The following is a 23913-nucleotide window of genomic DNA, read 5'->3' on the forward strand; positions in this document are numbered from 1 at the left end:
CCCGCCCCTGGCCGTCTCGTGACCGGCCGGGGCACCGGGCCCGCACGAGGACCACGTTACGCCGCGCCCCTGCCGCCCACGAGAGCGGGGCGCCCGGGTGGTCCGCGGATCCGTCCGCCGTCCCCCGTCCGTCCACCCCGCCCGAGCCCGTACGGCACGCCCGACATGCGGCGTCACGGGTCCGGGCCGAAACTGGCCGTAATGCTCGCGTCTAGGCGTACCAGGAGGCAGTCATGGGCTGGTTGTGGGCGATCATCGTGGGATTCGTGCTCGGCCTGATCGCCAAGGCGATCATCCCCGGCAAGCAGCACAGCCCACTGTGGCTGACCACCATCTGCGGCATCCTCGGCGCCATCGCGGGCAACGCGATCGCGCGCGGCTTCGGTATCGCGGAGACCCCGGGCATCGACTGGGGCCGGCACATCTTCCAGCTGGTCGCGGCGATCATCATCGTCTTCTTCGTCGACATGCTCTACATGCAGATGCGGGGCCGCAAACAGCAGCGGGTCTGACGCACGGGCCCCACGAGGTGCCGTCCGGGCACCCGGCGTCCTGCGAGGTTGTCCGCCCCCTCGGACATGGCCGCCGGACACCCGGACGTTCCAGCGGCTCAGACGGCCGTGACCTCCACCGCCGCCAGGTTCTTCTTGCCCCGGCGCAGCACCAGCCAGCGCCCGTGCAGCAGGTCCTCCTTCGCGGGGACGGTGTCCTCGGCGGTGACCTTGACGTTGTTCACGTAGGCACCACCCTCCTTGACCGTGCGCCGCGCGGCCGACTTGCTCGCCACCAGGCCCACCTCGGCGAACAGGTCGACGACCGGACCGAGCTCGGTCACCTCGACGTGCGGCACCTCGGAGAGGGCCGCCGCCAGCGTGCGGTCGTCCAGCTCCGCCAGCTCACCCTGGCCGAACAGCGCCTTCGAGGCGGCGATCACGGCGGCCGTCTGGCCGGCACCGTGCACCAGGGTCGTCAGCTCCTCGGCCAGGGCGCGCTGGGCGGCACGGGCCTGCGGACGCTCCGCCGTCTGCCGCTCCAGCTCCTCCAGCTCCTCGCGGGACCTGAAGGACAGGATCCGCAGGTAGCCCGAGATGTCCCGGTCGTCCGTGTTCAGCCAGAACTGGTAGAACGCGTACGGCGTGGTCATCTCCGGGTCGAGCCAGACGGCGCCGCCCTCGGTCTTGCCGAACTTGGTGCCGTCCGCCTTCGTCATCAGCGGCGTGGCGTAGGCGTGGACGGCGGCGTCCGGCTCAAGACGGTGGATCAGGTCCAGCCCCGCCGTGAGGTTGCCCCACTGGTCGCTGCCGCCCTGCTGCATCGTGCAGCCGTGGTGCCGGTACAGCTGGAGGAAGTCCATCGCCTGGAGCAGCTGGTAGCTGAACTCCGTGTAGCTGATGCCCTCGGAGGACTCCAGACGCCGGGCGACCGAGTCCTTGGTCAGCATCTTGTTGACGCGGAAGTGCTTGCCGATGTCCCGCAGGAACTCGATGGCGGAGAGGTTCTGCGTCCAGTCGAGGTTGTTGACCATCGTGGCCGCGTTCTCGCCCTCGAAGGTCAGGAAGGGCTCGATCTGGCCGCGCAGCCGCTCGACCCAGCCGGCGACGGTCGTCGGCGCGTTCAGCGTGCGCTCGGCGGTCGGGCGGGGGTCGCCGATCTGGCCCGTGGCCCCGCCGACCAGCGCCAGCGGCCGGTGACCGGCCTGCTGGAGCCGGCGCAGGGTGAGCACCTGCACCAGGTGCCCCACGTGCAGGGACGGGGCGGTCGGGTCGAAGCCGCAATAGAACGTGACGGGACCGTCCGCGAGCGCCTTGCGCAAAGCGTCCTCGTCGGTGGACTGGGCGAACAGCCCGCGCCACTTCAGCTCGTCGACGATGTCCGTCACGGTTCTCGTGTCTCCTCGGTGATCTGCGGTTCGCCGAACCTCGGCCGGTCGGGTGACCGCCGAGGGCGAACGCCTACGAGGTTATACGCCCTGGCTGACAGAACTCATATTGAAATCGGGGACGCGCAGCGGCGGCATCGCGGCCCTGGTGAACCAGTCGCCCCACTCCCGGGGCAGCGTCCTCTCCGTACGTCCCGCCTCCGTGGCACGGCCCAGTACGTCCACCGGCGACTCGTTGAACCGGAAGTTGTTGACCTCACCGATGACCTCGCCGTTCTCGACGAGGTAGACACCGTCCCGGGTCAGACCGGTGAGCAGCAGCGTCGCCGGATCCACCTCGCGGATGTACCACAGGCAGGTCAGCAGCAGACAGGGTCCATGATGGCCTGTGGCGGCGACCATCTCCTCCAGGGAGCGGTCCTCACCCCCGTCGAGGACCAGGTTGTCGATCGCCGGCGCCACGGGCAGCCCGGTCAGGTCCGCGCCGTGCCGGCTGGTGGTCAGACGCGTCAGCTCGCCCTCGCGGATCCACTCCGTGGCCGTCAGCGGCAGCCCGTTGTCGAACACCGACTGGTCGCCCCCGGAGGAGTGGGCGATCACGAAGGGCGCCGACTCCAGACCCGGCTCGTCCGGATCGCTGCGCAGGGTCAGCGGCAGCCCGGACAGCCGCTCACCGATCCGGGTGCCGCCGCCCGGCTTGGAGAACACCGTGCGGCCCTCGGCCGCGTCCCGGCCCGAGGCCGACCACAGCTGGTAGATCAGCAGGTCCGCGACGGCGGTCGGCGGCAGTAGCGTCTCGTACCGGCCCGCGGGCAGCTCGAGCCGCCGCTGGGCCCAGCCCAGCCGCACGGCCAGCTCGGCGTCGAGCGCCCCCGGGTCGACGTCCTTGAAGTCCCGCGTGGCACGGCCCGCCCACGCCGAGCGGGTACGGTCCGGCGACTTGGCGTTCAGCTCCAGCGTCCCGCTCGGCTGGTCGTGCCGCAGCCGCAGCCCCGTGGACGTACCGAGGTAGCTGGAGACCAGCTCGTGGTGGGCGAAGCCGTACAGCTCCCGGCCGCCCCCGCGCGCGCGGGCGAACGCCTCACCGAGGGCCGGTGCGAAGTCGGCGAACACGGCGGAGGAGGTCTCTGCGGGAGCCTCGGCGAAATCGGGGGACTCGACCGTCCCCGTGACCAGCGGCTGGGCGTCCTCGGCCGGCCCGGCGCCCCGCGCGGCGGCCTCGGCGGCGCGCACCAGGGGCTCCAGCTCGTCGACGGTCACCGCAGACCGGGACACGACGCCGGACGCCGTGCCCTCCCGGCCGTCCACCGTCGCGATGACGGTGAGCGTGCGCCCGCGGGTGACACCGTTCGTGGTGAGCGAGTTGCCCGCCCAGCGCAGATTGGCGGTCGACTGCTCGTCGGCGATCACGACACAGCCGTCGGCCCGGGACAGCTTCAGAGCACGCTCGACCAGTTCGTGCGACTTGGTGCTACGAGCGCTCATCGACCCGCCTCCTGAGTGGTGTTGAGAATGCCGACTCCCCTGAAGAGGGCGGACGGACAACCGTGCGAGACCGCCGCGACCTGCCCCGGCTGGGCCTTGCCGCAGTTGAAGGCGCCCCCGAGGACGTACGTCTGCGGACCGCCGACCGCCGTCATGGAACCCCAGAAGTCGGTGGTCGTCGCCTGGTAGGCGACATCCCGCAGCTGCCCGGCGAGCCGCCCGTTCTCGATCCGGAAGAAACGCTGCCCGGTGAACTGGAAGTTGTACCGCTGCATGTCGATGCTCCACGACCGGTCACCGACGACGTAGATGCCCCGCTCCACGCCCCCGATCAGATCCTCGGTCGACATCCCGGCGGGGTCGGGCCGCAACGACACGTTCGCCATCCGCTGCACCGGCACATGCCCGGGGGAGTCCGCGAACGCGCACCCGTTGGACCGCTCGAACCCGGTCAGCCTCGCGATCCGCCGGTCCAGCTGGTAGCCGACCAGCGTGCCGTCCCTCACCAGGTCCCAGGACTGCGCCGCGACCCCCTCGTCGTCGTAGCCCACCGTCGCCAGGCCGTGCTCGGCGGTGCGGTCGCCCGTGACGTTCATCAGCTCCGAGCCGTACTTCAGTTTCCCCAGCTGGTCGAAGGTGGCGAACGAGGTGCCCGCGTAGGCCGCCTCGTAGCCGAGGGCCCGGTCCAGCTCGGTGGCGTGCCCGATGGACTCGTGGATGGTCAGCCACAGGTTGGACGGGTCGACGACCAGGTCGTACAACCCCGGTTCCACGCTCGGCGCGCGCATCTTCTCGGCGAGCAGCTCGGGCATCCGCTCCAGCTCGTCGTCCCAGTCCCAGCCGGTGCCCCTCAGGTACTCCCAGCCGCGGCCCACCGGCGGTGCGAGCGTCCGCATGGAGTCGAACTCCCCGCTCGAGTCGTCCACCGACACGGCCGTGAACACCGGGTGCAGCCGCACCCGCTGCTGGGTGGTCGTGGTCCCGGCCGTATCGGCGTAGAACTTGTTCTCGTGCACGGTCAGCAGCGAGGCGTCCACATGGTCCACCCCGCGCGCCGCCAGCAGCCGCGCGCTCCACTCGCCCAGCAGCCCGGCCTTCTCCACGTCGGGCACGGCGAACGGATCGACCTCGTACGACGACACCCACGTCCGGTCGGCGTACACGGGCTCGTCGGCCAGCTCCACCCTCTCCTTGGACCCGGCCGCCCGGATCACCTGCGCCGACAGCTGCGCCATCGCCACGGCCTGCGAGGCGACCTTGGCGGCGGCGTCGAGGGTGAGGTCCACCCCGGAGGCGAACCCCCACGTCCCGCCGTGCACCACGCGCACCGCGTACCCGAGGTCGGTGGTGTCCGACGACCCGGCCGGCTTGGCGTCCCGCAGCCGCCAGGACGCGCTGCGCACCCGCTCCAGACGGAAGTCCGCGTGCTCCGCCCCGAGCGCCCGCGCCCGCGCCAGCGCGGCATCGGCGAGGGCGCGCAGCGGCAACGCCAGAAACGACTGATCGACTTCATGGGGCACGAGTGGGGGTTCCCTTCGGGCGCTCGCTGACGGACCGTCGAAGGCAGTGAATCACGCGCGCAGACCCCTGCAATGCAGCAGAGCCGACAGCACGCTCCCGGGACGGCGGTCGGATCCGAGGGAGTCCGCGAGCCCGTCGACTGTAGGGATCCAACAGTGGCGACCCGGTGTCACTGTCGGTGCCCGATCGCTCCGGGAAGCGGATGGACCGATAGGTTTTCGGGGAAGGCGCCTGCCGTGTGCAGGGGCTCCAGACCGCTATCGAAAGGGTGATCCGTTGAGTCGCTCGGTTCTCGTCACCGGAGGTAACCGGGGGATCGGCCTCGCCATCGCCCGCGCGTTCGCCGACGCCGGTGACAAGGTCGCGATCACGTACCGCTCGGGCGAGCCCCCCACGGGCTTCCTCGCCGTCAAGTGCGACATCACCGACAGCGAGCAGGTGGAGCAGGCCTACAAGGAGATCGAGGAAGCGCACGGTCCCGTCGAGGTGCTGGTCGCCAACGCCGGCATCAACAAGGACCAGCTGCTGATGCGGATGTCGGAGGAGGACTTCACGTCCGTCGTCGACACCAACCTCACCGGCACCTTCCGTGTCGTCAAGCGAGCCAACCGGGGCATGCTGCGGGCCAAGAAGGGCCGCGTCGTGCTCATCTCGTCGGTCGTCGGGCTCCTCGGTTCCGCCGGGCAGGCGAACTACGCCGCCTCCAAGGCCGCGCTGGTCGGCTTCGCGCGCTCCCTCGCCCGTGAGCTGGGCTCGCGCAACATCACCTTCAACGTCGTCGCCCCCGGCTTCGTCGACACCGACATGACCCGGGAGCTCACCGAGGAGCAGCAGGCGAAGATCCTCGCGCAGGTACCGCTCGCCCGGTACGCGCGGTCGGAGGAGATCGCCGCGGCCGTGCGGTTCCTCGCCTCGGACGACGCCTCGTACATCACTGGAGCCGTCATTCCCGTTGACGGCGGACTGGGAATGGGTCACTGAACGACATGAGCGGAATTCTCGAGGGCAAGCGCGTCCTGATCACCGGTGTGCTGATGGAGTCCTCCATCGCCTTCCACACGGCCAAGCTGGCCCAGGAGCAGGGCGCCGAGATCATCCTGACCGCGTTCCCGCGGCCCACCCTGACCGAGCGCATCGCCAGGAAGCTCCCCAAGCCCGCCAAGGTCATCGAGCTCGACGTGACCAACGACGAGCACCTGGGCCGCCTCGCGGACGTCGTGGGCGAGGAGCTCGGCGGCCTCGACGGCGTCGTGCACTCCATCGGCTTCGCGCCGCAGGACGCGCTCGGCGGCAACTTCCTCAACACGCCGTTCGAGTCGGTCTCCACGGCCATGCACGTCTCGGCGTTCTCCCTGAAGTCGCTGACCATGGCCTGCCTGCCGCTGATGCCGAACGGCGGTTCCGTCGTCGGCTTCACCTTCGACGCGCAGTACGCCTGGCCGCAGTACGACTGGATGGGACCGGCCAAGGCCGCCCTGGAGGCGACCAGCCGCTACGTGGCGCGTGACCTGGGCAAGCAGAACGTCCGCTGCAACCTGATCTCGGCGGGCCCGATCGGTTCCATGGCCGCCAAGTCCATCCCGGGCTTCAGCGAGCTGGCCTCCGTGTGGGACACCCGGGCCCCGCTGGAGTGGGACCTGAAGGACCCGGAGCCGGCCGGCCGCGGCGCCGTCGCCCTGCTGAGCGACTGGTTCCCGAAGACCACCGGCGAGATCGTCCACGTGGACGGCGGTCTGCACGCCATCGGCGCCTGAGCGCCGCCGGTCCGGCCGAAGCAGCAGACGAGGGCCCGCACCCTTCCCAGGAAGGGTGCGGGCCCTCGCCGCGTCACCCGTTCGGCTCAGCAGCGCGGGCGGTGCGCGGTGTCGTCGGGGCACTGTTGAGCAACAGGTCAGGAGCAACAGGTCACTGTGAGCACGCGGTGTCCGCGTGATCCCTGCCTGATCCCCGCTCGATCTCCCTCCCAGCACGGCCGAGGAGGTCCCCCTTGTGCGCTTTCACCGCCTGGCCTCAGTGACCTTCACCATCGCCGTCGGCACCGCCCTCGTGCCCGTCCTGGCGTACGAGGCGATGCCGTACGAGACCATGTCGCCCGCGCGTGTGCAGTCGGCCGGCGCCGGGTCCGACGGCGCGGGGTCCGACGATCCGTTCGGAGCCGCCTGCCGGATCGGGGTCGACGGCTCCCGGGTCACCGCGTACTGCCACAACCCCTATCCGGACACCGATCACGTGAGCCTGCACATCGAGTGCCTCCCCTGGTGGGACCTCGACAGCGACAGCGCCCCGGTGGCCGCCGGACCCGCACAGACCGTGCGGCTGACCGGCCGCTGCTGGAAGGAGGTCCGGGCCGTGTGGATCAACCACCGGAAGGCTGCCTGAACCGCCCCGGACGGCACGCCGGCGAGTGGGCGGCGGCCTCCTCGGCCGCCCTCGTCGCGTCGCCCGCGCGGATCGCCTCCAGCAGCCGCGAGTGGTCCAGGTGCGCCTTCGGGGTCAGCTCCTGGCCGACGTCGTCGCGCAGCCAGTCCCGCAGCACCTCGCTCAGGTCCGCGTACAGCTCGGTCAGCACGTCGTTGTGCGACGCCGCCACGACGGCCAGGTGGAACGTCGTGTCCGCCGCCACGAACTGCTCCGCCGCACCCGACTCCCAGGCCTCCTCACGGCGCAGCAGCAGGGTGTCGAGCTGTGTGAGGTCCTTCTCGGTGCGCCGCCCGGCGGCCAGCCGCGCCGCGGACGACTCCAGGGCGGAGCGCAGTTCCGCGATGTGCCCGGGGTCGGCGTCGGCGAAGCGGCGCTGCATCACCCCGGCCAGCTCGCTCGTGGTGACGACATAGGTGCCCGAGCCCTGACGGATGTCGAGCAGCCCGTTGTGCGCCAGCGCGCGCACGGCCTCGCGGACCGTGTTGCGCGCCACCCCGAGCTGTTCGACCAGCTCCGGCTCGGTCGGGATGCGGGAGCCGACCGGCCACTCGCCCGAGGTGATCTGGGCGCGCAGAGCGGCGATGACCTGCTCGGACAGCGCGGAACGACGGGGATGGTTCAGGGGCATGACACACCTCTGCACGGCAGGGGCGCCGATGCCGGGCGGCAACCTCGGCATGGACAGCCAATCATCCCATGATTCTATGATGTACCTCATGGCTGGTGAGGAACTCCGGACGTTCACGTCCACGACCGCACGCACGGCGGCTCCGTCCGAACCCCGGGAGACCGAACCCCGGGAGCCCGAGGCCGGGAAGGCCGGAGATCCGGAAACCGGGGGTACCGCCGCGCGCGCGTGGACGATCCGGCTGCTCGTCGTCGGCATCGTGCTGGCGGCACTGAACCTGCGCCCCGCCATCACCAGCCTCGGCCCGCTGCTCGAGGAGGTCCGGACCGACCTCGCCATGAGCGGCAGCGTGGCCGGGCTGCTCACCTCCGTTCCCCCGCTGTGCTTCGCCGTCTTCGGCGTCACCGCCCCGCGGCTGGCCCGCCGTTTCGGAGCGGGTGCGGTGGTGTGCGCCGGCATGGTCGCCATCGGCGCGGGCCTGCTGATACGCCCGTTCACGGGAGGCACGGCGGGCTTCCTGGCCGCCAGCGCCCTCGCGCTCATGGGCATCGCCGTCAGCAACGTCCTGATGCCGGTCATCGTCAAGCAGTGGTTCCCGGACCGGGTCGGCTCCATGACCGGCCTGTACTCCATGGCCCTCGCCCTGGGCACGGCCGCGGCCGCCGCGGTGACCGTGCCGCTGACCGAGGCACTGGGCGGGAACTGGCGGTCGGGACTCGCCCTGTGGGCGGCGCTCGCCGTGGCCGCCGTACTGCCCTGGATCCCGTTCACGGGGAAGCGGGGCGCACCACCGGCCGAGCGGACCCCCGCGCCCGGCGGGCCGTCGCCGGCAGGCGCGCCCGCGCCCGAGGTGCGCATCACCCGCAGCCGGACCGCCTGGGCGCTGGCCGTCTTCTTCGGACTCCAGGCGACCGTCGCCTACATCACCATGGGCTGGATGCCACAGATCTTCCGGGACGCGGGCGTGCCCGCGAGCACGGCCGGACTGCTGCTCGCCTTCATCATGGTGATGGGCGTGCCGCTCGCCTTCGTCATCCCGCGCCTCGCCACGCGCCTGCCCCGGCAGGGTCCGATCGTGCTCGTGCTCGGCGTGAGCGGCCTGGTCGGCTACGCCGGTCTGTACTTCGCACCGGCCGCCGGCGCCCTGGTCTGGGTGCTGTTGCTGGGCATCGCCAACTGTGCCTTCCCCCTCGCGCTCACCATGGTCGGGATGCGGGCCCGGTCCGGCGCGGGCGTGGCCAAGCTGTCGGCCTTCGCCCAGAGCACCGGCTATCTGATCTCCATCCCGGGACCCCTCCTGGTGGGCGTGCTCTACCAGCACAGCGGGGGCTGGGGCCTGCCGCTCGCGCTCCTGGCCGGCCTGATGATCCCGCAGACGATCGCCGGGGTCCTGGCGGGCCGTGACCGCACGGTGGAGGACGAGGCGGCGGCCCGCTGAGCCCGCCCGGCCCGACCCCGGAGCGCGCCGCGGGGCCGGCGGGTGCGAGACTTGCCCCATGCCAGTCCTCGACCCGAACCCGCAGAACGGCCAGAAGAAGCTGCTGCTCGTCTTCGGAGCCTTCTTCGCCATCTTCATCGTCATCGGTGTGATCGCGACCATCCTCGCGCCGTGACACCCCCGGCACCGGCCCTGCCCGGGGTCCGTGGTGGTGCTGGCCCCCCTGTCCCCTAGGGGGCCAGGCTCAGGGGCAAGTGGGTGGCTCACCGGATGGGTTGAGGACCGAGGAGTACATACCTTCGAGATGTGGCCGCGAGAGGCGGCACGGAACACTCGAAGAGCGGAGACCCTCATGTCGGCGCGCACCCACACCCGGCCCCGCCCGGTTCTCCGGGGCGGCGCCGACAGCCGGCTGCCGTGGTGGGCCCTCGCCCTGCCCACGCTCGCCTTCGTCACGCTGCTCGCGCTGATCCTGGATCCCGCCGACGCGCACGCGACGACCGCCGAGCCAGGCATCACCCACCTCCTCGAGCGCGCTCAGCAGCTCATCACCCGCTGAACACCCCGGAAGCGGCCGCCAACTCCCTGCGCCCTGTGGCCTGTTTCATGCGAAGCTGGGGCACATGAGCGTCGCAGAACCCCGCAGGATTGTCCTTTTCCGGCATGCGAAGGCCGACTGGCCACCGGTGACCGACCACGAGCGCCCGCTCGCCGAGCGCGGCAGGATGGACGCCGCAGTCGCCGGACGCAAGCTCGTCGACTCCGCCATCGCGTTCGATCTGGCCCTCTGCTCCACCTCGACCAGGACCCGGGAGACGTGGAAACTCGCGGTGCACGAGTTCCCACAGCGCCCGAAGACGGTCTACGAGGAGCGGATCTACGAGGCCTCGCCCGGTGAGCTGATCACCCTGCTGAACGAAACCCCCGACGACGCGCAGAACGTGCTTCTGGTCGGCCACAATCCCGGCGTCCAGGGGGCAGCCGAGATCCTCTCCGGGGCGGCCGAGGGGGACGCGGGGGAGCGGATGAGCCGTCGCGGCTATCCCGCCGCCGCCTTCGCCGTGCTGTCCTTCACCGGCTCCTGGAAGTCCCTCGAGCCCGGGGTCGCCACCCTGCTCGACTACTGGGCACCCAGCGAGTGACCCACGCACCATGACAGCGGGGCCCGGCACCGGTCCGGTGCCGGGCCCCGGACCGCCGTGAACCGGATGGCCGCAGGTCCGCGCGTGACTCAGTCCAGGTCGAGGATGTCCGCCGCCTCGACCTCTTCGCGGGTGATGCCCAGCAGATACAGGACCGTGTCCAGGAAGGGGAAGCTCACCGCGGTGTGGGCCGCCTCGCGCACCACCGGCTTGGCGTTGAACGCGACACCGAGACCCGCCGCGTTGAGCATGTCCAGGTCATTCGCGCCGTCGCCGATCGCCACGGTCTGCGACAGCGGGACGCCCGCCTCGGCCGCGAACCGGCGCAGCAGCCGCGCCTTGCCCGGCCGGTCCACGATCTCGCCCGTCACCCGGCCGGTCAGCTTTCCGTCGACGATCTCCAGGGTGTTGGCATGGGCGAAGTCCAGCGCCAGCCGCTCCTTCAGATCGTCCGTGACCTGGGTGAACCCCCCGGAGACCACGCCCACCTGATAACCGAGCCGCTTCAGCGTGCGGACCAGGGTGCGGGCACCCGGTGTCAGCCGCACCTCGCTGCGCACCTTGTCCACCACGGAGGCGTCCAGCCCCGCCAGCAGCCGCACCCGCGCGTGCAGCGACTCCTCGAAGTCCAGTTCCCCGCGCATCGCAGCCTCGGTCACCTCGGCGACCTGGTCCTCGCAGCCGGCGTGGGCGGCGAAGAGCTCGATCACCTCGTCCTGGATGAGGGTGGAGTCCACATCCATGACGACCAGGCGCTGGGCCCGGCGGTGCAGACCGGCCGCGACCACGGCGACATCGACCCCGAGCTTCGACGCGTCGGTCACCAGGGCGGTGCGCAGCGGCTCCGTCTCCACGCCGGACACCGCGAACTCCACCGCGGTCACCGGGTACTTGGCGAGCCGGAAGACACGGTCGATGTTGGCGCCGGTCTTCGTGATCCGCGTGGCGATCGCCGCCGCCGTCTCCGCGGTGAGCGGATGGCCCAGTACGGTGACCAGGGAACGGCCGAGTCCGCGCGGACGGTTGTCGCCGATGCCGGAGATGATCTCCGCCTGCATCTTCATCGACTCGGCCCAGTTGTGGACGGTCACCCGCAGGCTGCCCTCCAGGCCCTGTGCCGGCTCGGTCACGAGCACGCACAGCACGATTCGGCCACGGGTGACGACCTGCTCGATGTCGACCACGTCGACGGAGTAGGCGGCGAGGGTGTCGAGGAGACCGGCGGTGATACCGGGTCGGTCCTTGCCGAAGATCTTGACAAGGAGTGTGGGAACGTCCGAGGTCTGCGATGCGTTCATGGTGTTCTTACCGTATCGGGCACGCAGTGCCCTGCGCGCCCGAGGTCCGTCTGGCGGACAGCGAACTCTCGGCGTCGCCGAGGTGTCTCGGACCTTACGCGCCTCGGCCGCCGTCCGCCTCACCGGCCCCCGCCGGGGCGACGTGGCGGCGGGGGAGGGGGCGGCGGAGGCGGAGGCCCCTCGTCCGGCCACAGTGACGGCCGCTTCCCCGCGGACGGTCCGGCACCACGCCCGGACCGCCCGCTCCCGGGCCGCCCGCGTGGGGCCCTTTCCGGGAGCGGCGCCGGGGGCGACGGCCAGACGGGACGGATCACGGTCGGAGCGCCGGAGAGGCCGCCGTCGTCCGGTACCTCTGCCCCCTCGTCCCCGGGAGGCTCGTTCGGGGGCCGGCCGGGCGGCCGGATGTCACCGAGTGCCGTCGGCGGACCGGGCGGTCGCGTGTCCTCGGGCTCCGGCGGGGGCGCGTGCCCCGACCACGCGCCGGGCCGGTGCCCCGCACCACCCGGCCGGGCTTCCGGCCGCCCCCGCAGCTCCTCGGGCACCACCAGATACGGATTCGTCCCCGGATCCGGTGGCCGATACGGCACCCCCGGCGCGTACGGTCCGACGCCCGCCCCGGCCGGTCGCGGCCCGACTCCCGGGCCGCCCCCCGGCTCAGCGGCATCCTCGGCGTGCCCCGGCCTCCCGGCGTCTTCCACCGCCCCGCCCCCGGCCGCGACCCGCGCCCATGGCGCCGCCCGCCGCCCCGCGGCACCGCTCGCCCATGCCAGCAGTGCCCCCGCCGCGCCCGCGCCCGCACCCCAGACGGCACCCAGGAGCAGCGCCACGGCGAGGTGACCGCGCAGCTCGACACCCGTACCGAACGCGTCGAAGCCGAGCACGGACAGCGAGGCGTCCGCCGACACCTCCGCCGACCACACCAGCAGCGGCAGAGCCGGCGCCGTCGCGATCCCCAACCGCAGCGCACACCGCCCGGCGAAACCCGCGGCGCCCCCTTCCCGTGCGGCACCGGCCGCACCGGCACCCTCCGCCCTCCCCAGCGGTGTCCGCGCCGCCGCCAGCACACCGGCCAGCAGCATCGTCACCGCGGCCGCCACCCCCAGCAGCCACACCCGCTCGTCGTACCCGGCCAGCCGGGCCAGGGTGACCGGCCGGCCGGAGTCCGTCCGCAGCAGGTCGTCCAGGGGGTGCGGCAGAACGCCGAGCAGCGCCCCCGTCGCCCGCCCCTCCCACGGCACGAACAGGCCGAGCGGGAGGCTGAGCCCCACCCCGTTCGGTGCCCCCAGCAGGACCGCTCCCGCGATCCGCCGGGGATGGTCGTCGCCGATCGCCGCGTACCCCGCCGCCGCGTACCCCGCCGCCACCGCCACCAGGCCCACCACGACGAGGGCGGACACCGCGGGCCGTACGGCGCGGTGCAGGACGCCCCAGCCGCGCGGCAGCGGAGTACGCCTGGACGCCAGCAACGCGACGACCAGGACGCCGGCCGACCAGCCCAGGCCACCGAGCAGCGTCGGCACGGTGTCGACGGTGAACCCGACCACGGCCTTCGCGTCGACGAGATCACCGATCCGCTCCGGCAGCAGGCCCCCGACCTCACCCAGCCCCGGGATCTCGATCCCGCCGTGCCCCCCGCCGGCTCCCGGCAATCCGTCCGGACCCAGCGCGGCCCCGTCGACGGTGACGACGCCGTGGCCCGCCCACACCAGGCCACCCGTCATCCCCACGAAGAGCGTCACGACCGAGCCGGCGCGTGCGGCGAGTTCGGCCAGGGGCAGAACGTCGCCCGCGGCCCGCAGCGACCGCAGGAAGAAGGACGACAGCAGCAACGCGCCCACCAGGCTCACCCCCAGCGGCGTGACCCCGAAGGCCGTACTCACCTCCGCGCCCGACAGCCCGAACGCCGACACCTCGACGGACGGCGTGACCGAGCCGCCGGCCGCCGACGCCACCACCGCGGCCGTCATCGGCCCCAGCGAACCCGCCGAGTCCGCGTCCAGCAGACGCAGCCCGAGCGCCGCCGTCCCCGTCATCCCGATCAGCGCCCAGCTCACCGCGGTGACCGCGGACATCACGACATCCCCCCACGGCACGCGCGCGCCGTGCCCCGCGGTACCGACGCCCGTGGCAGCGCTCATGGCAGACCCCCCGACCCGCGGCGCGGCACACGGTGGCCGCGCATGTCCCCCTCGGGTGGATTACCACTCCCCGGCCCGGTTTCAACCCCGTCGACGGGAGCACGGAAAGCGCCCGCGAGCCCCCTTCCCATGGCCCGGCTTCCGGTTCGGCGGCCGAGCCTGAAATAGTTCCCCCCGATGTTCGACATCCCTAGACTCCCTGCGACGGGGGAAATTCGGGGGACAACTCAGTGGGGCATGGAGTGCCGGAACTCGTACTGGAAACAAACGGACGGACCTGGACGCTCGATCCGTCCAGGTCCTACACCCTGGGACGCGATCCGCAGGGGGATGTCGTGGTGGACGACGCCAGGGTGTCCTGGCGACACGTCACGATCAGCTTCAACGGCCATCATTGGGTCGTCGAGGACCATGGCAGCACCAACGGCACGTTCGCGCAGGGGCAGCGGGTCCGTCACCTGGAGATCGGCTCCGATACGGCGCTGAACCTGGGCAACGCGACCGACGGGCCGCGAGTGACCCTGTCCGGCGTGTCCGGCGCCGGGGCCCAGGCCGCCTCGCCGCAGCAGCAGCCGTACGCGGCGCAGGGAGTGCAGGGGGCGGTCCCGGGCTGGGTCCAGCAGGGGCAGCAGGAGATGTATCAGCAGCAGTCCGCGCAGGCCGGCTGGCAGCAGCAACAGGCACAGGCGCAGCAGCAGTCGGTGCCGCAGCAGCAGTCCGCGCCGTACGTACCGCAGCAGCAGGGCCCCGGTGGCGCGGCGGGGGCACCGCCGGTGTACGGCGACCGCAGCCCGACCACGTTCCACCAGTTCTCGTTCGGCCGCGTGATGCGCATCGGCCGTGCCCTGGAGAACGACCTGGTCGTCTCCGACCTGCAGGTCTCCCGGAACCACGCCGAGTTCCACTCGACGCCCGACGGCCGCATGGAGATCCGCGACCTGGGCTCGCACAACGGCACCTACGTCAACGGTATGCCGATCGCCAAGGGCGGCACGCAGCTGCTCGGCCCGGCCGACATCGTGGGCGTCGGCCACTCGACGTTCCGGATCGTCGGTGACCGGCTCGAGGAGTTCGTCGACACCGGTGAGGTGTCCTTCTCGGCCCGCCACCTCACCGTCACGGTCGACGGCGGCAAGCAGATCCTCAAGGACGTCTCCTTCGGCGTCCCGGAGAAGTCGCTGATCGCGGTCATCGGCCCCTCCGGCTCCGGCAAGTCCACCCTGCTCAAGGCGCTCACCGGGTACCGGCCCGCAAACCAGGGCGAGGTCCTCTACGACAACCGGAACCTCTACAAGCAGTTCGCCGAACTGCGCCAGCGCATCGGTCTGGTCCCGCAGGACGACATCCTGCACAAGGAGCTGACCGTCAAGAAGGCCCTCGGGTACGCGGCCAAGCTCCGCTTCCCGGCCGACACCACGGCCGCCGAGCGCAACGCCCGCATCGACGAGGTGCTGGGCGAGCTGAAGCTGGACATCCACAAGGACAAGAAGGTCACGTCGCTCTCCGGCGGCCAGCGCAAGCGGGTCTCGGTGGCGCTGGAACTGCTCACCAAGCCGTCGCTGATCTTCCTCGACGAGCCGACCTCGGGTCTCGACCCGGGCATGGACCGCGACGTCATGCAGCTGCTGCGCGGGCTCGCCGACGACGGGCGCACCGTCCTCGTCGTCACCCACTCGGTGGCCGAGCTGGCGATCTGCGACAAGCTCCTGGTGATGGCACCCGGGGGATCGGTCGCCTACTTCGGTCCGCCCGAGGAGGCGCTGAACTTCTTCGGCTACGACACCTGGGCCGACGTCTTCTCCGCCTTCGAGAACTACCGCGACTACGACTGGGCGGGCCGCTGGAAGGGCTCGCAGCACTACCAGATGTACGCGGCGGACATCGACGCGGTCGCGCCGCAGTCCGTACAGGTCCCGGCGATGCAGGCGATGAAGCCGCCGAAGCCGCAGAGCTGGATGTCGCAGTTCACCACACTGGTGCGCCGCTACATCTCGGTGATCGTCTCCGACAAGGGGTTCCTCGCCCTGACGGTGATCCTGCCGGCCGTCCTCGGCGCGGTCAGCCTGCTCATCGACGCCGACAGGGGTCTGCTGCCGAACCCGCCCGACCCGCAGACCGGCCGGATCATCCCGAACGGCACGGCGACCACGGTCCTGCTGATCCTCGCGGTCGGCGCCTGCTTCGCCGGTGCCGCGAACTCCGTACGTGAGCTGATCAAGGAACGGGTCATCTACGAGCGGGAGCGCGCGACCGGCCTGTCCCGCTCGGCGTACCTGATGTCCAAGGTGTTCGTGCTCGGCATGATCACCGTGCTGCAGGGCCTGATGGTCGGCGTCATCGGCTTCTCCAGCCGGGAGCTCCCCGAGGAGGGGCTGGTGCTCGGCGGCTTCACGCTGCTGGAGCTGTCCATCCCGATCATGGCGCTCGGCTTCACCTCGATGATGTTCGGCCTGATCATCTCCTCGCTGGTGAAGACCGCCGAGAAGACCATGCCGCTGCTGGTGATGTTCGCGATCGTCCAGGTCGTCTTCACCGGCTGTCTGTTCGCGCTGCACGGCTCGATCGGCGTCAACCAGTTCTCGTTCCTGATGCCGTCGCGCTGGGCGGTCGCCGCCGCCGGTGCCACGCTGGACTTCAACCGGATCAGCCCGCCGGAGACCGCGGGCGACCCCGACCCGCTGTGGGAGCACACGGCGGGGGCCTGGCTCATGGACATGGGCGCGCTCATCGCCCTCGGCGTGATCTGCGGCTTCTTCGTGGCCCGCTTCCTGCGCCGCCACGAGCCCGAGGTCATGCGCAAGTAACGCGCGTGACGCAGGCAACCGGCACGGTCGCTCGCGCGCCGTACGCCCCGAAGGGCGGCACCCCGTCAGGAGGGTGCCGCCCTTCGGTGTATCCGGGCGCGTCAGGCCGCGTGAAGAGGTCCGCGCCGACCTCAGTACGCGCTGTAGACGTTGTCCATGGAGCCGTACCGGTCGGCCGCGTAGTTGCAGGCGGCGGTGATGTTCGAGACAGGGTCGTAGATGTCCTTCGGCGTGCCCGGGACGTGGTACGCCTCGAACGTCGGCGGGATCACCTGCAGCAGCCCCTTGGACGGGATGCCGTTCTGGGCGTTGATGTCCCAGAGGTTGATGGCCGCCGGGTTGCCGGAGGACTCCCGGATGATGTTGCGGTGGATGCCCTCGTACGAACCCGGGATCCCGTGCTTCTTCATGATGTCCATGGACTCGCGGATCCAGCCGTCCAGGTTGTCGCCGTAGGTCTGCGGGGCGGCCTTGCCGGCCTCGGCCCGCTGCGCGGAGCGGTTGGCGGCCTCCGTGGCCTCGCGCTCCTTCACGGCCTGCTCCTTCGCGGCGGCCGCGGCAGCCGCGTCGGCCTGCTTCGCGGCGACGGCGTCGGCCGCGGCCTGCTTCTTCGCCGCGATCTGCTCGGTCTTCACGCCCGAGACGGCGAGCTGGTCGGTGACGGTGCCCTTGACGTCCTTGATCGGCTCGGTGCTGTAGGCGACCTGCGCGGTGGGAGCTGCCTCGCTCGTGACGGTCGTCGACGCGTCGCTCGGCGTGGCCGAGAAGACGATGGCGGCGGCACCGAGAGCGGCGACACCGGCGACGGCGATCTTGTGGCGACGGTTCAGAGCACGAATGTGACCTCGGGCGAGGAAGTTCTTCGACATGGGTGATGGACCTCTTCGAATAGCGCGGAGGTCGCTCGACGTCCGGGGGACAGGGGTTTTCTCCGGCACGAACGCCGCGGGCGGAACCCACGGCGCTGAGCGACGAGAGCCATTCTTAGCGGCCGCAAAATGGCTGGGCAAAGGTGTGACGTACGAAGCCGGGTAGTGGATCAGGGGGGAGCAAAACAGGGCAGAAGGGATTGTGTTCGCCGCTCACGTGTCCGCTATCGCCCTCCTATTCACCTTCGTACGTGATGTGCACCCTATGCCCGGCCTCACACCGGACGACCGTCATCCTCACCGTGAGTTGCTGGCGCAAGTCCCTGTGTGAGGGGGGTGGCGAGTCCCGTTCCGGCTCACGAAAGGACCCGGGGCCGCTCCGGACGGACCGGAGGTCCTAGGACCTCCGGTCCAGGTCGCCGCCGCCACTGGTCGGATCCGTACCGCCGGTGCCCGCCGGTACCGTGAGGACATGAGCCACGGCCCCCGGTCCGGCCTCGCCGCGGTGAGCACCGCGTTGCTGGCCATGAGCAGGCACCTCGAGGTGCGCGACGTCCTCAAGACGATCGTCGCCTCGGCCCGCGAACTGCTCGACGCGGAGTACGCCGCGCTCGGCGTCCCCGACGACCACGGCGGCTTCGCCCAGTTCGTGGTCGACGGCGTCAGCGACGACCAGTGGAAGGCCATAGGCCCCCTCCCGCGCCAGCACGGCATCCTCGCCGCGATGCTCCGCGAGGACGGGCCCCAGCGCCTCGCCGACGTACGCAAGGACCCCCGCTTCGAGGGCTGGCCCAGCGCCCACCCCGACCTGGTCGACTTCCTGGGCCTGCCCATCCGCGACGGCGACGAGGTCATCGGCGCCCTGTTCCTGGCCAACAAACGGACCCCCGCGGAGGGAGACCCCCACAACCCCTCCGGCCTCCCGTGTCCCGCACCCGAGGGCACCTGCGGGTTCACCCAGGACGACGAGGACGTCCTGGGCATCCTGGCCCAGCACGCGGCGATCGCCCTCACCAACGCCCGGCTCTACGAGCGCAGCCGCGAACTGACCATCGCCGAGGAACGCTCCCGCCTCGCCCACGAACTGCACGACGCCGTCAGCCAGAAGCTGTTCTCCCTGCGCCTCACCGCCCAGGCGGCCGCCCGCCTCGTGGACCGCGACCCGGCCCGGGCCAAGGGGGAACTCCAGCAGGTGGCCGCCCTGGCGGCCGAGGCCGCCGACGAACTGCGCGCCGCGGTCGTCGAGCTGCGCCCCGCGGCCCTCGACGAGGACGGCCTCGTCCCCACCCTCCGTACCCAGATCCAGGTCCTCGACCGCGCCCACACCGCGCGGGTGACCTTCGCCGGGCACGGTGCGCGCGCCCTGCCCGCCGCGCAGGAGGAGGCCGTGCTGCGCGTCGCCCAGGAGGCGCTGCACAACGCCCTGCGGCACTCGGGGGCGGACCGTGTCCACGTCACCCTGGGCCGCCGCGGCAGTGGCGCCGTGCTGCGGGTCACCGACGACGGCAAGGGGTTCGACCCGCAGATCATCCGCAGTGCCGGACGCCATCTCGGCCTGGTCTCCATGCGGGACCGGGCGAGCGGGGTCGGCGGCAGCCTGACCGTGGAATCGGCGCCCGGCGAGGGCACCACGATCGAGATGGAGGTCCCCGGTGGCTGACGCGATCAGGGTGCTGCTCGTCGACGACCACCAGGTGGTCCGCCGGGGGCTGCGCACCTTTCTGGAGGTGCAGGACGACATCGAGGTCGTCGGCGAGGCGGCGGACGGCGCCGAAGGAGTCGCCCTCGCCGGGGAGCTGCGGCCCGACGTGATCCTGATGGACGTCAGGATGCCGGGCATGGACGGCGTGGCGGCCCTGCGCAGGCTCCGCGAACTGGACCATCCCGCGCGCGTGCTGGTCGTCACCAGCTTCACCGAGCAGCGCACCGTGGTCCCGGCCCTGCGCGCGGGCGCCGCCGGATACGTGTACAAGGACATCGACCCCGACGCGCTCGCCGGAGCCATCCGCTCGGTGCACGCCGGACACGTCCTGCTCCAGGCCGAGGTCGCCGGCGCCCTGCTGGCCCAGGAGGAGACCCACTCCGGCCAGGGCCGGGCCGGCTCGCTCACGGAGCGGGAGCGCGAGGTGCTCGGCCTCATAGCGGACGGCCGCTCCAACCGGGAGATCGCCCGCGCCCTGGTCCTCTCCGAGAAGACCGTGAAGACGCATGTCTCGAACATCCTGATGAAGCTCGACCTGGCGGACCGTACTCAGGCCGCCCTGTGGGCGGTGCGCCACGGCCTGAGCGGCTGAGTACCCGAGCAGGTGAGCGGTGAGCCGGGGGAGGCCGGCCCGTGACGTACCGGGCCGGGCGGATGGTTCCCCTCCGGTGCGAGATTCATACCGTAGTGGGAATGTCCCCCGGATGGCGCATCCTTCTTCGGCCTTCCGCCGTTCTCCAGTGCGTACCGCGGCGCCTGCCGCGGTGACCGCGAGGAGGGCTCGGAAAGTGAAGAACCTGAAGAAGGCAGCGGCCGTGACGATGATGGCCGGCGGTCTGCTCGCCGCCGGTACGGGCATGGCCTCCGCCACCGACGGCGCGTACGCCGGCGGCACGGCCGCGGGCTCCCCGGGCGTCGTCTCGGGCAACGTCATCCAGGTCCCGGTCGACGTCCCGGTCAACGTGTCCGGCAACAGCGTCAACGTGATCGGCCTGCTGAACCCCGCCTTCGGCAACGTGGCCGTCAACGGCTGACGCCCGTCATCCCACCGGTGACGCCCCCGGCCTCCCGGCCCCACCCGGGAGGCCGCTCGGCCTGCCCACACCGGTCACCGCGGGGGACCGGGACTCACCGGACCCCCCGCTCCCGTTCCTCGACCACGGAGTTGTACGCCGCGACCTGCGCCCGCCGGGCCGTTCGCTCCACCGGCCGCAGGGCCTCCCCGCGCGCCGCCATCTCCGACGCGCTCACCGCGCCCCCGTGCCCGTTCGCACCGGCCAGCGAGACCAGCGTCCCCACCCGCCGCGCCAGCTCCAGCACCCGCACCGCTCGCGGCGGATATCCCGGCGCCAGCACCTCACGGCCCGGCTCCGCCCGGGCCCGGTACGCGTCGATCGCCGCCTCGGCCACCGGACCCGAGCCGGCCACGTCCAGCCGCGTCAGCACCTCGGTCGCCTCCCTGAGCGACTCCGCCAGTTCCCGCTCCGCCTCGCCGAGCGAGGGCACGTCGGCGGGCGGCGCCTCCCGCACCGCCAGGCAGTGCCAGACGACCTCCACATGCACATCACCCGCGGGCCCGGCCTCCCGCACCTGCGGCACCAGCCCGAAGGCGGCCCCGTGACCGACCACCGCCTCCCCGGCCTCCAGCGCCCGCGCGTTGAACTCCGGCGGCCCGCTCAGCCCCAGTGGATGCCCCGGCATGGGCAGCGCGACCCGCAGCCCGGTCACCCCGAGCGTCCGCAGCCGCCCCAGCGCCAGCGTGAGACCCACCGGCGCGGACTCGCCCGGCACCCCCTCCACCCGGTGCACCGCGTCCTCACCGACGATGGCGAGCACGGCGTCGTCCGGCGAGACAAGACCGGCAATGAGGGCATTTCCCCAAGAGGCGAGGCGTCCTGAACGTGGTTCCGAGAGCATGCCTCCACCCTAAGGACAGGACCGAGGGGATGTCCGGGCCGACCGGTGGCGTAGATTTCATGGAGGGCCGCGCCCACGGGCGCGGCGGACCGACCACAGGCGTACGACAGAGCCGAGAACCCGGCCACACTGCAAGGGGAGACAACGCGCTCATGAGCGATGTTCTGGAGCTTCAGGACGTATCCGTGGTCCGCGAGGGCCGGGCTCTGGTGGACCAGGTCTCCTGGTCGGTGAAGGAGGGCGAGCGCTGGGTCATCCTCGGTCCCAACGGCGCCGGGAAGACCACCCTGCTGAATATCGCCTCCAGTTACCTGTTCCCGAGCAAGGGCACCGCCACCATCCTCGGCGAGACCCTCGGCGCCCCCGGCATCGACGTCTTCGAACTGCGCCCGCGCATCGGCATCGCCGGCAACGGCATGGCCGACAAGCTCCCCAAGAACCAGACGGTCCTGCAGACCGTGCTGACCGCCGCCTACGGGATGACCGCCGGCTGGCAGGAGGAGTACGAGGACATCGACGAACAGCGCGCCCGCGCCTTCCTCGACCGCCTCGGCATGTCCGAATTCGTCGACCGCAGGTTCGGCACCCTCTCCGAGGGCGAGCGCAAGCGCACCCTCATCGCCCGCGCGCTGATGACCGACCCCGAACTGCTGCTCCTCGACGAGCCCGCCGCCGGCCTCGACCTGGGCGGCCGTGAGGACCTCGTACGCCGTCTCGGCCGCCTCGCCCGCGACCCGATCGCCCCCTCCATGATCATGGTCACGCACCACGTCGAGGAGATCGCCCCCGGCTTCACCCACGTCCTGATGATCCGCCAGGGCCAGATCCTGGCCGCCGGCCCGCTGGAGCTCGAACTCACCTCCCGCAACCTCTCCCTCTGCTTCGGCCTCCCGCTCGTCGTGGAGCAGGTCGGCGACCGCTGGACCGCACAGGGCCTCCCGATGGCCTGAACCCGGCCGGGGGGATTCCGTCCACTCAGAAACCGGGCCCGCAAGACCCTTTGGAATGCCCCGGCGCCCTGTCGGTGACCGGGTCCGCGGTCCTACCATGCCCCTGTGGACATCGATGCGTGGCTGTGGTGGCTGATCGGCGCGGCGGTACTCGGCATCGCGCTGGTGATCACCGCGATGCCCGAACTCGGCATGCTCGCGGTGGGCGCCGTCGCCGCGGCGATGGTCTCCGGAATGCTCGGCGGCGGCGCCGTGGCCCAGGTCGTGGTCTTCGCCGTCGTCTCGACCGCCCTCATCGCCGTCGTACGCCCCATCGCGAAAAGACAACGCGTACAACGACCCCATCTCGCCAGCGGCGTCGACGCCCTGAAGGGCAAGCAGGCCGTCGTGCTGGAACGGGTCGACGGCTCCGGCGGCCGGATCAAGCTGGCCGGCGAGATCTGGTCGGCACGCTCCCTCGACGCGGCCCGCGTCTACGAAGCGGGCCAGGAAGTGGACGTCGTGGAGATCGAGGGAGCCACGGCGATCGTCATGTGATCCCGCACGACCGGCTCACACAGGACAACAACTGAGCCGAACGGCCACCGAGTTGCACGACGTTCTGTCAGACTCGACAGCAAGATCCGTAACCGGCACAGGATCTGACGAAGACGCCGAGGCGAAGAAGGGTTCGGGAAACCGACGATGCAACCGATCATCATCGTTCTGATCATCCTGGTGGTGTTGGTCTTCATCGCCCTGATCAAGACGATCCAAGTCATCCCGCAGGCCAGCGCCGCCATCGTCGAGCGCTTCGGCCGCTACACCCGCACACTCAACGCGGGTCTCAACATCGTCGTCCCGTTCATCGACACCATCCGCAACCGGATCGACCTGCGCGAACAGGTCGTCCCGTTCCCTCCGCAGCCGGTGATCACCCAGGACAACCTGGTCGTCAACATCGACACCGTCATCTACTACCAGGTGACCGACGCACGGGCCGCGACCTACGAGGTCGCCAGCTACATCCAGGCGATCGAGCAGCTCACCGTCACCACCCTGCGCAACATCATCGGCGGCATGGACCTCGAGCGCACCCTGACCTCCCGCGAGGAGATCAACGCGGCCCTGCGCGGCGTCCTCGACGAAGCCACCGGCAAGTGGGGCATCCGCGTCAACCGCGTCGAACTCAAGGCGATCGAGCCGCCCACCTCCATCCAGGACTCGATGGAGAAGCAGATGCGCGCCGACCGCGACAAGCGTGCCGCGATCCTCCAGGCCGAAGGCGTCCGGCAGTCCGAGATCCTGCGCGCCGAGGGCGAGAAGCAGTCCCAGATCCTGCGCGCCGAGGGCGAGGCCAAGGCCGCCGCCCTCCGGGCCGAGGGCGAGGCCCAGGCCGTCCGTACGGTCTTCGAGGCGATCCACGCGGGCGACCCCGACCAGAAGCTGCTCTCCTACCAGTACCTCCAGATGCTCCCGAAGATCGCGGAGGGCGACGCCAACAAGCTCTGGATCGTCCCCAGCGAGATCGGCGACGCGCTCAAGGGACTCTCCGGCGCCATGGGCAACTTCGGCGGCCTGGGCGGCAATTCGGGCGGCAACGGCACCTCCGGCGGTGCCACGGAACGCCGTGAGAAGCCCTCCATCGACTGACGGCCCTTTCCGCATCGGACAGGTGCCCGCACCCCTCGAGGGGTGCGGGCACCTGTCCGATGCGCGGCTCCGCGACGTGGGCGCGATCA

At 71.3% G+C, this 23913-nt stretch carries 23 protein-coding genes; 15 read left to right on the forward strand and 8 right to left on the reverse strand.

What is annotated here, in order from left to right:
• Window positions 1-233 precede the first annotated feature (233 nt).
• The gene (locus tag PYS65_RS28365) at window positions 234-512 is read left to right on the forward strand and encodes a GlsB/YeaQ/YmgE family stress response membrane protein (protein WP_279336786.1); all 279 of its coding nucleotides are present in this window, start codon (window positions 234-236) and stop codon (window positions 510-512) included.
• Between the two features lie 98 nt (window positions 513-610).
• Here the strand turns inward: PYS65_RS28365 and tyrS are convergent, their stop codons facing one another.
• The 3 genes from tyrS to PYS65_RS28380 form a co-directional block, all read right to left on the reverse strand.
• Window positions 611-1879, reverse strand: coding sequence for a tyrosine--tRNA ligase (gene tyrS / locus PYS65_RS28370; RefSeq protein WP_279336787.1), 1269 nt, complete (start codon window positions 1877-1879; stop codon window positions 611-613).
• A gap of 81 nt (window positions 1880-1960) precedes the next feature.
• Window positions 1961-3364, reverse strand: a complete 1404-nt coding sequence (locus PYS65_RS28375; RefSeq protein ID WP_279336788.1) for a metallopeptidase TldD-related protein — start codon at window positions 3362-3364, stop codon at window positions 1961-1963.
• Window positions 3361-4884: a TldD/PmbA family protein gene (locus tag PYS65_RS28380; protein ID WP_279336789.1), complete on the reverse strand. Its 1524-nt coding sequence runs from the start codon at window positions 4882-4884 to the stop codon at window positions 3361-3363. Before PYS65_RS28380 ends, PYS65_RS28375 begins: the two co-directional genes overlap by 4 nt.
• 277 nt (window positions 4885-5161) lie before the next feature.
• Here PYS65_RS28380 and fabG point away from each other — a divergent pair, with 277 nt between their 5' ends.
• From fabG to PYS65_RS28395, 3 genes are all read left to right on the forward strand, one after another.
• A complete protein-coding gene (fabG, locus tag PYS65_RS28385) occupies window positions 5162-5866 on the forward strand; it encodes a 3-oxoacyl-[acyl-carrier-protein] reductase (RefSeq protein WP_279336790.1) in 705 nt (234 codons plus the stop codon).
• Window positions 5867-5871: 5 nt separating this feature from the next.
• On the forward strand, window positions 5872-6639 hold the full coding sequence (gene fabI / locus PYS65_RS28390) for an enoyl-ACP reductase FabI (protein ID WP_279336791.1): 768 nt from the start codon (window positions 5872-5874) through the stop codon (window positions 6637-6639).
• A 235-nt stretch (window positions 6640-6874) separates the two neighbouring features.
• Complete coding sequence (locus PYS65_RS28395) at window positions 6875-7264, forward strand: hypothetical protein (RefSeq protein WP_423836131.1); 390 nt, start codon at window positions 6875-6877, stop codon at window positions 7262-7264.
• Here PYS65_RS28395 and PYS65_RS28400 read toward each other — a convergent pair.
• Window positions 7242-7934 (reverse strand): FadR/GntR family transcriptional regulator, encoded by a 693-nt coding sequence (locus PYS65_RS28400; protein ID WP_279336792.1) that lies wholly within the window; start codon window positions 7932-7934, stop codon window positions 7242-7244. The two genes, PYS65_RS28395 and PYS65_RS28400, sit on opposite strands and share 23 nt — an antisense overlap.
• 76 nt (window positions 7935-8010) lie before the next feature.
• Between PYS65_RS28400 and PYS65_RS28405 the strand changes: the two genes are divergently transcribed.
• The 4 genes from PYS65_RS28405 to PYS65_RS28420 all read left to right on the forward strand — a co-directional run bounded on the left by PYS65_RS28405 (window position 8011) and on the right by PYS65_RS28420 (window position 10514).
• Window positions 8011-9372 carry a CynX/NimT family MFS transporter gene (locus PYS65_RS28405; protein WP_279336793.1) on the forward strand — a complete coding sequence of 454 codons (1362 nt, stop codon included), beginning with the start codon at window positions 8011-8013 and terminating at the stop codon, window positions 9370-9372.
• A 58-nt stretch (window positions 9373-9430) separates the two neighbouring features.
• The gene (locus PYS65_RS28410) at window positions 9431-9547 is read left to right on the forward strand and encodes an SGM_5486 family transporter-associated protein (protein WP_279336794.1); all 117 of its coding nucleotides are present in this window, start codon (window positions 9431-9433) and stop codon (window positions 9545-9547) included.
• A gap of 177 nt (window positions 9548-9724) precedes the next feature.
• Entirely contained in the window at window positions 9725-9931 is a 207-nt protein-coding gene (locus PYS65_RS28415; protein WP_279336795.1) for a hypothetical protein, read from the forward strand.
• Between the two features lie 64 nt (window positions 9932-9995).
• Window positions 9996-10514: a SixA phosphatase family protein gene (locus PYS65_RS28420; RefSeq protein WP_279336796.1), complete on the forward strand. Its 519-nt coding sequence runs from the start codon at window positions 9996-9998 to the stop codon at window positions 10512-10514.
• A gap of 89 nt (window positions 10515-10603) precedes the next feature.
• Here PYS65_RS28420 and serB read toward each other — a convergent pair whose 3' ends face one another.
• Complete coding sequence (gene serB, locus PYS65_RS28425; protein WP_279336797.1) at window positions 10604-11812, reverse strand: phosphoserine phosphatase SerB; 1209 nt, start codon at window positions 11810-11812, stop codon at window positions 10604-10606.
• A 119-nt stretch (window positions 11813-11931) separates the two neighbouring features.
• Window positions 11932-13950, reverse strand: a complete 2019-nt coding sequence (locus tag PYS65_RS28430; protein ID WP_279336798.1) for a streptophobe family protein — start codon at window positions 13948-13950, stop codon at window positions 11932-11934.
• A gap of 242 nt (window positions 13951-14192) precedes the next feature.
• Between PYS65_RS28430 and PYS65_RS28435 the strand changes: the two genes are divergently transcribed.
• Entirely contained in the window at window positions 14193-16754 is a 2562-nt protein-coding gene (locus tag PYS65_RS28435; protein WP_279338105.1) for an ABC transporter ATP-binding protein/permease, read from the forward strand.
• Between the two features lie 131 nt (window positions 16755-16885).
• On the opposite strand, the gene PYS65_RS28440 is transcribed toward PYS65_RS28435, so the two are convergent.
• Complete coding sequence (locus PYS65_RS28440; protein WP_279336799.1) at window positions 16886-17623, reverse strand: transglycosylase SLT domain-containing protein; 738 nt, start codon at window positions 17621-17623, stop codon at window positions 16886-16888.
• A gap of 472 nt (window positions 17624-18095) precedes the next feature.
• Here PYS65_RS28440 and PYS65_RS28445 point away from each other — a divergent pair, with 472 nt between their 5' ends.
• The 3 genes from PYS65_RS28445 to PYS65_RS28455 all read left to right on the forward strand — a co-directional run bounded on the left by PYS65_RS28445 (window position 18096) and on the right by PYS65_RS28455 (window position 20359).
• Window positions 18096-19283, forward strand: coding sequence for a GAF domain-containing sensor histidine kinase (locus PYS65_RS28445; protein ID WP_279336800.1), 1188 nt, complete (start codon window positions 18096-18098; stop codon window positions 19281-19283).
• Window positions 19276-19917 carry a response regulator transcription factor gene (locus PYS65_RS28450; RefSeq protein WP_279336801.1) on the forward strand — a complete coding sequence of 214 codons (642 nt, stop codon included), beginning with the start codon at window positions 19276-19278 and terminating at the stop codon, window positions 19915-19917. The genes PYS65_RS28445 and PYS65_RS28450 overlap by 8 nt, the downstream gene beginning before the upstream one ends.
• Before the next feature lie 196 nt (window positions 19918-20113).
• A complete protein-coding gene (locus PYS65_RS28455; protein ID WP_279336802.1) occupies window positions 20114-20359 on the forward strand; it encodes a chaplin in 246 nt (81 codons plus the stop codon).
• Between the two features lie 94 nt (window positions 20360-20453).
• On the opposite strand, the gene PYS65_RS28460 is transcribed toward PYS65_RS28455, so the two are convergent.
• Entirely contained in the window at window positions 20454-21242 is a 789-nt protein-coding gene (locus PYS65_RS28460) for a hypothetical protein (protein WP_279336803.1), read from the reverse strand.
• A gap of 152 nt (window positions 21243-21394) precedes the next feature.
• Here PYS65_RS28460 and PYS65_RS28465 point away from each other — a divergent pair, with 152 nt between their 5' ends.
• The 3 genes from PYS65_RS28465 (at window position 21395) to PYS65_RS28475 (ending at window position 23824) form a co-directional block, all read left to right on the forward strand.
• Entirely contained in the window at window positions 21395-22192 is a 798-nt protein-coding gene (locus tag PYS65_RS28465) for an ABC transporter ATP-binding protein (protein ID WP_279336804.1), read from the forward strand.
• Window positions 22193-22297: 105 nt separating this feature from the next.
• Entirely contained in the window at window positions 22298-22729 is a 432-nt protein-coding gene (locus PYS65_RS28470) for an NfeD family protein (RefSeq protein ID WP_279336805.1), read from the forward strand.
• A 147-nt stretch (window positions 22730-22876) separates the two neighbouring features.
• Window positions 22877-23824 (forward strand): SPFH domain-containing protein, encoded by a 948-nt coding sequence (locus tag PYS65_RS28475; RefSeq protein WP_279336806.1) that lies wholly within the window; start codon window positions 22877-22879, stop codon window positions 23822-23824.
• The last annotated feature ends 89 nt before the right edge of the window (window positions 23825-23913 follow it).

Source organism: Streptomyces cathayae, from assembly GCF_029760955.1.
Lineage (GTDB): Bacteria > Actinomycetota > Actinomycetes > Streptomycetales > Streptomycetaceae > Streptomyces > Streptomyces cathayae.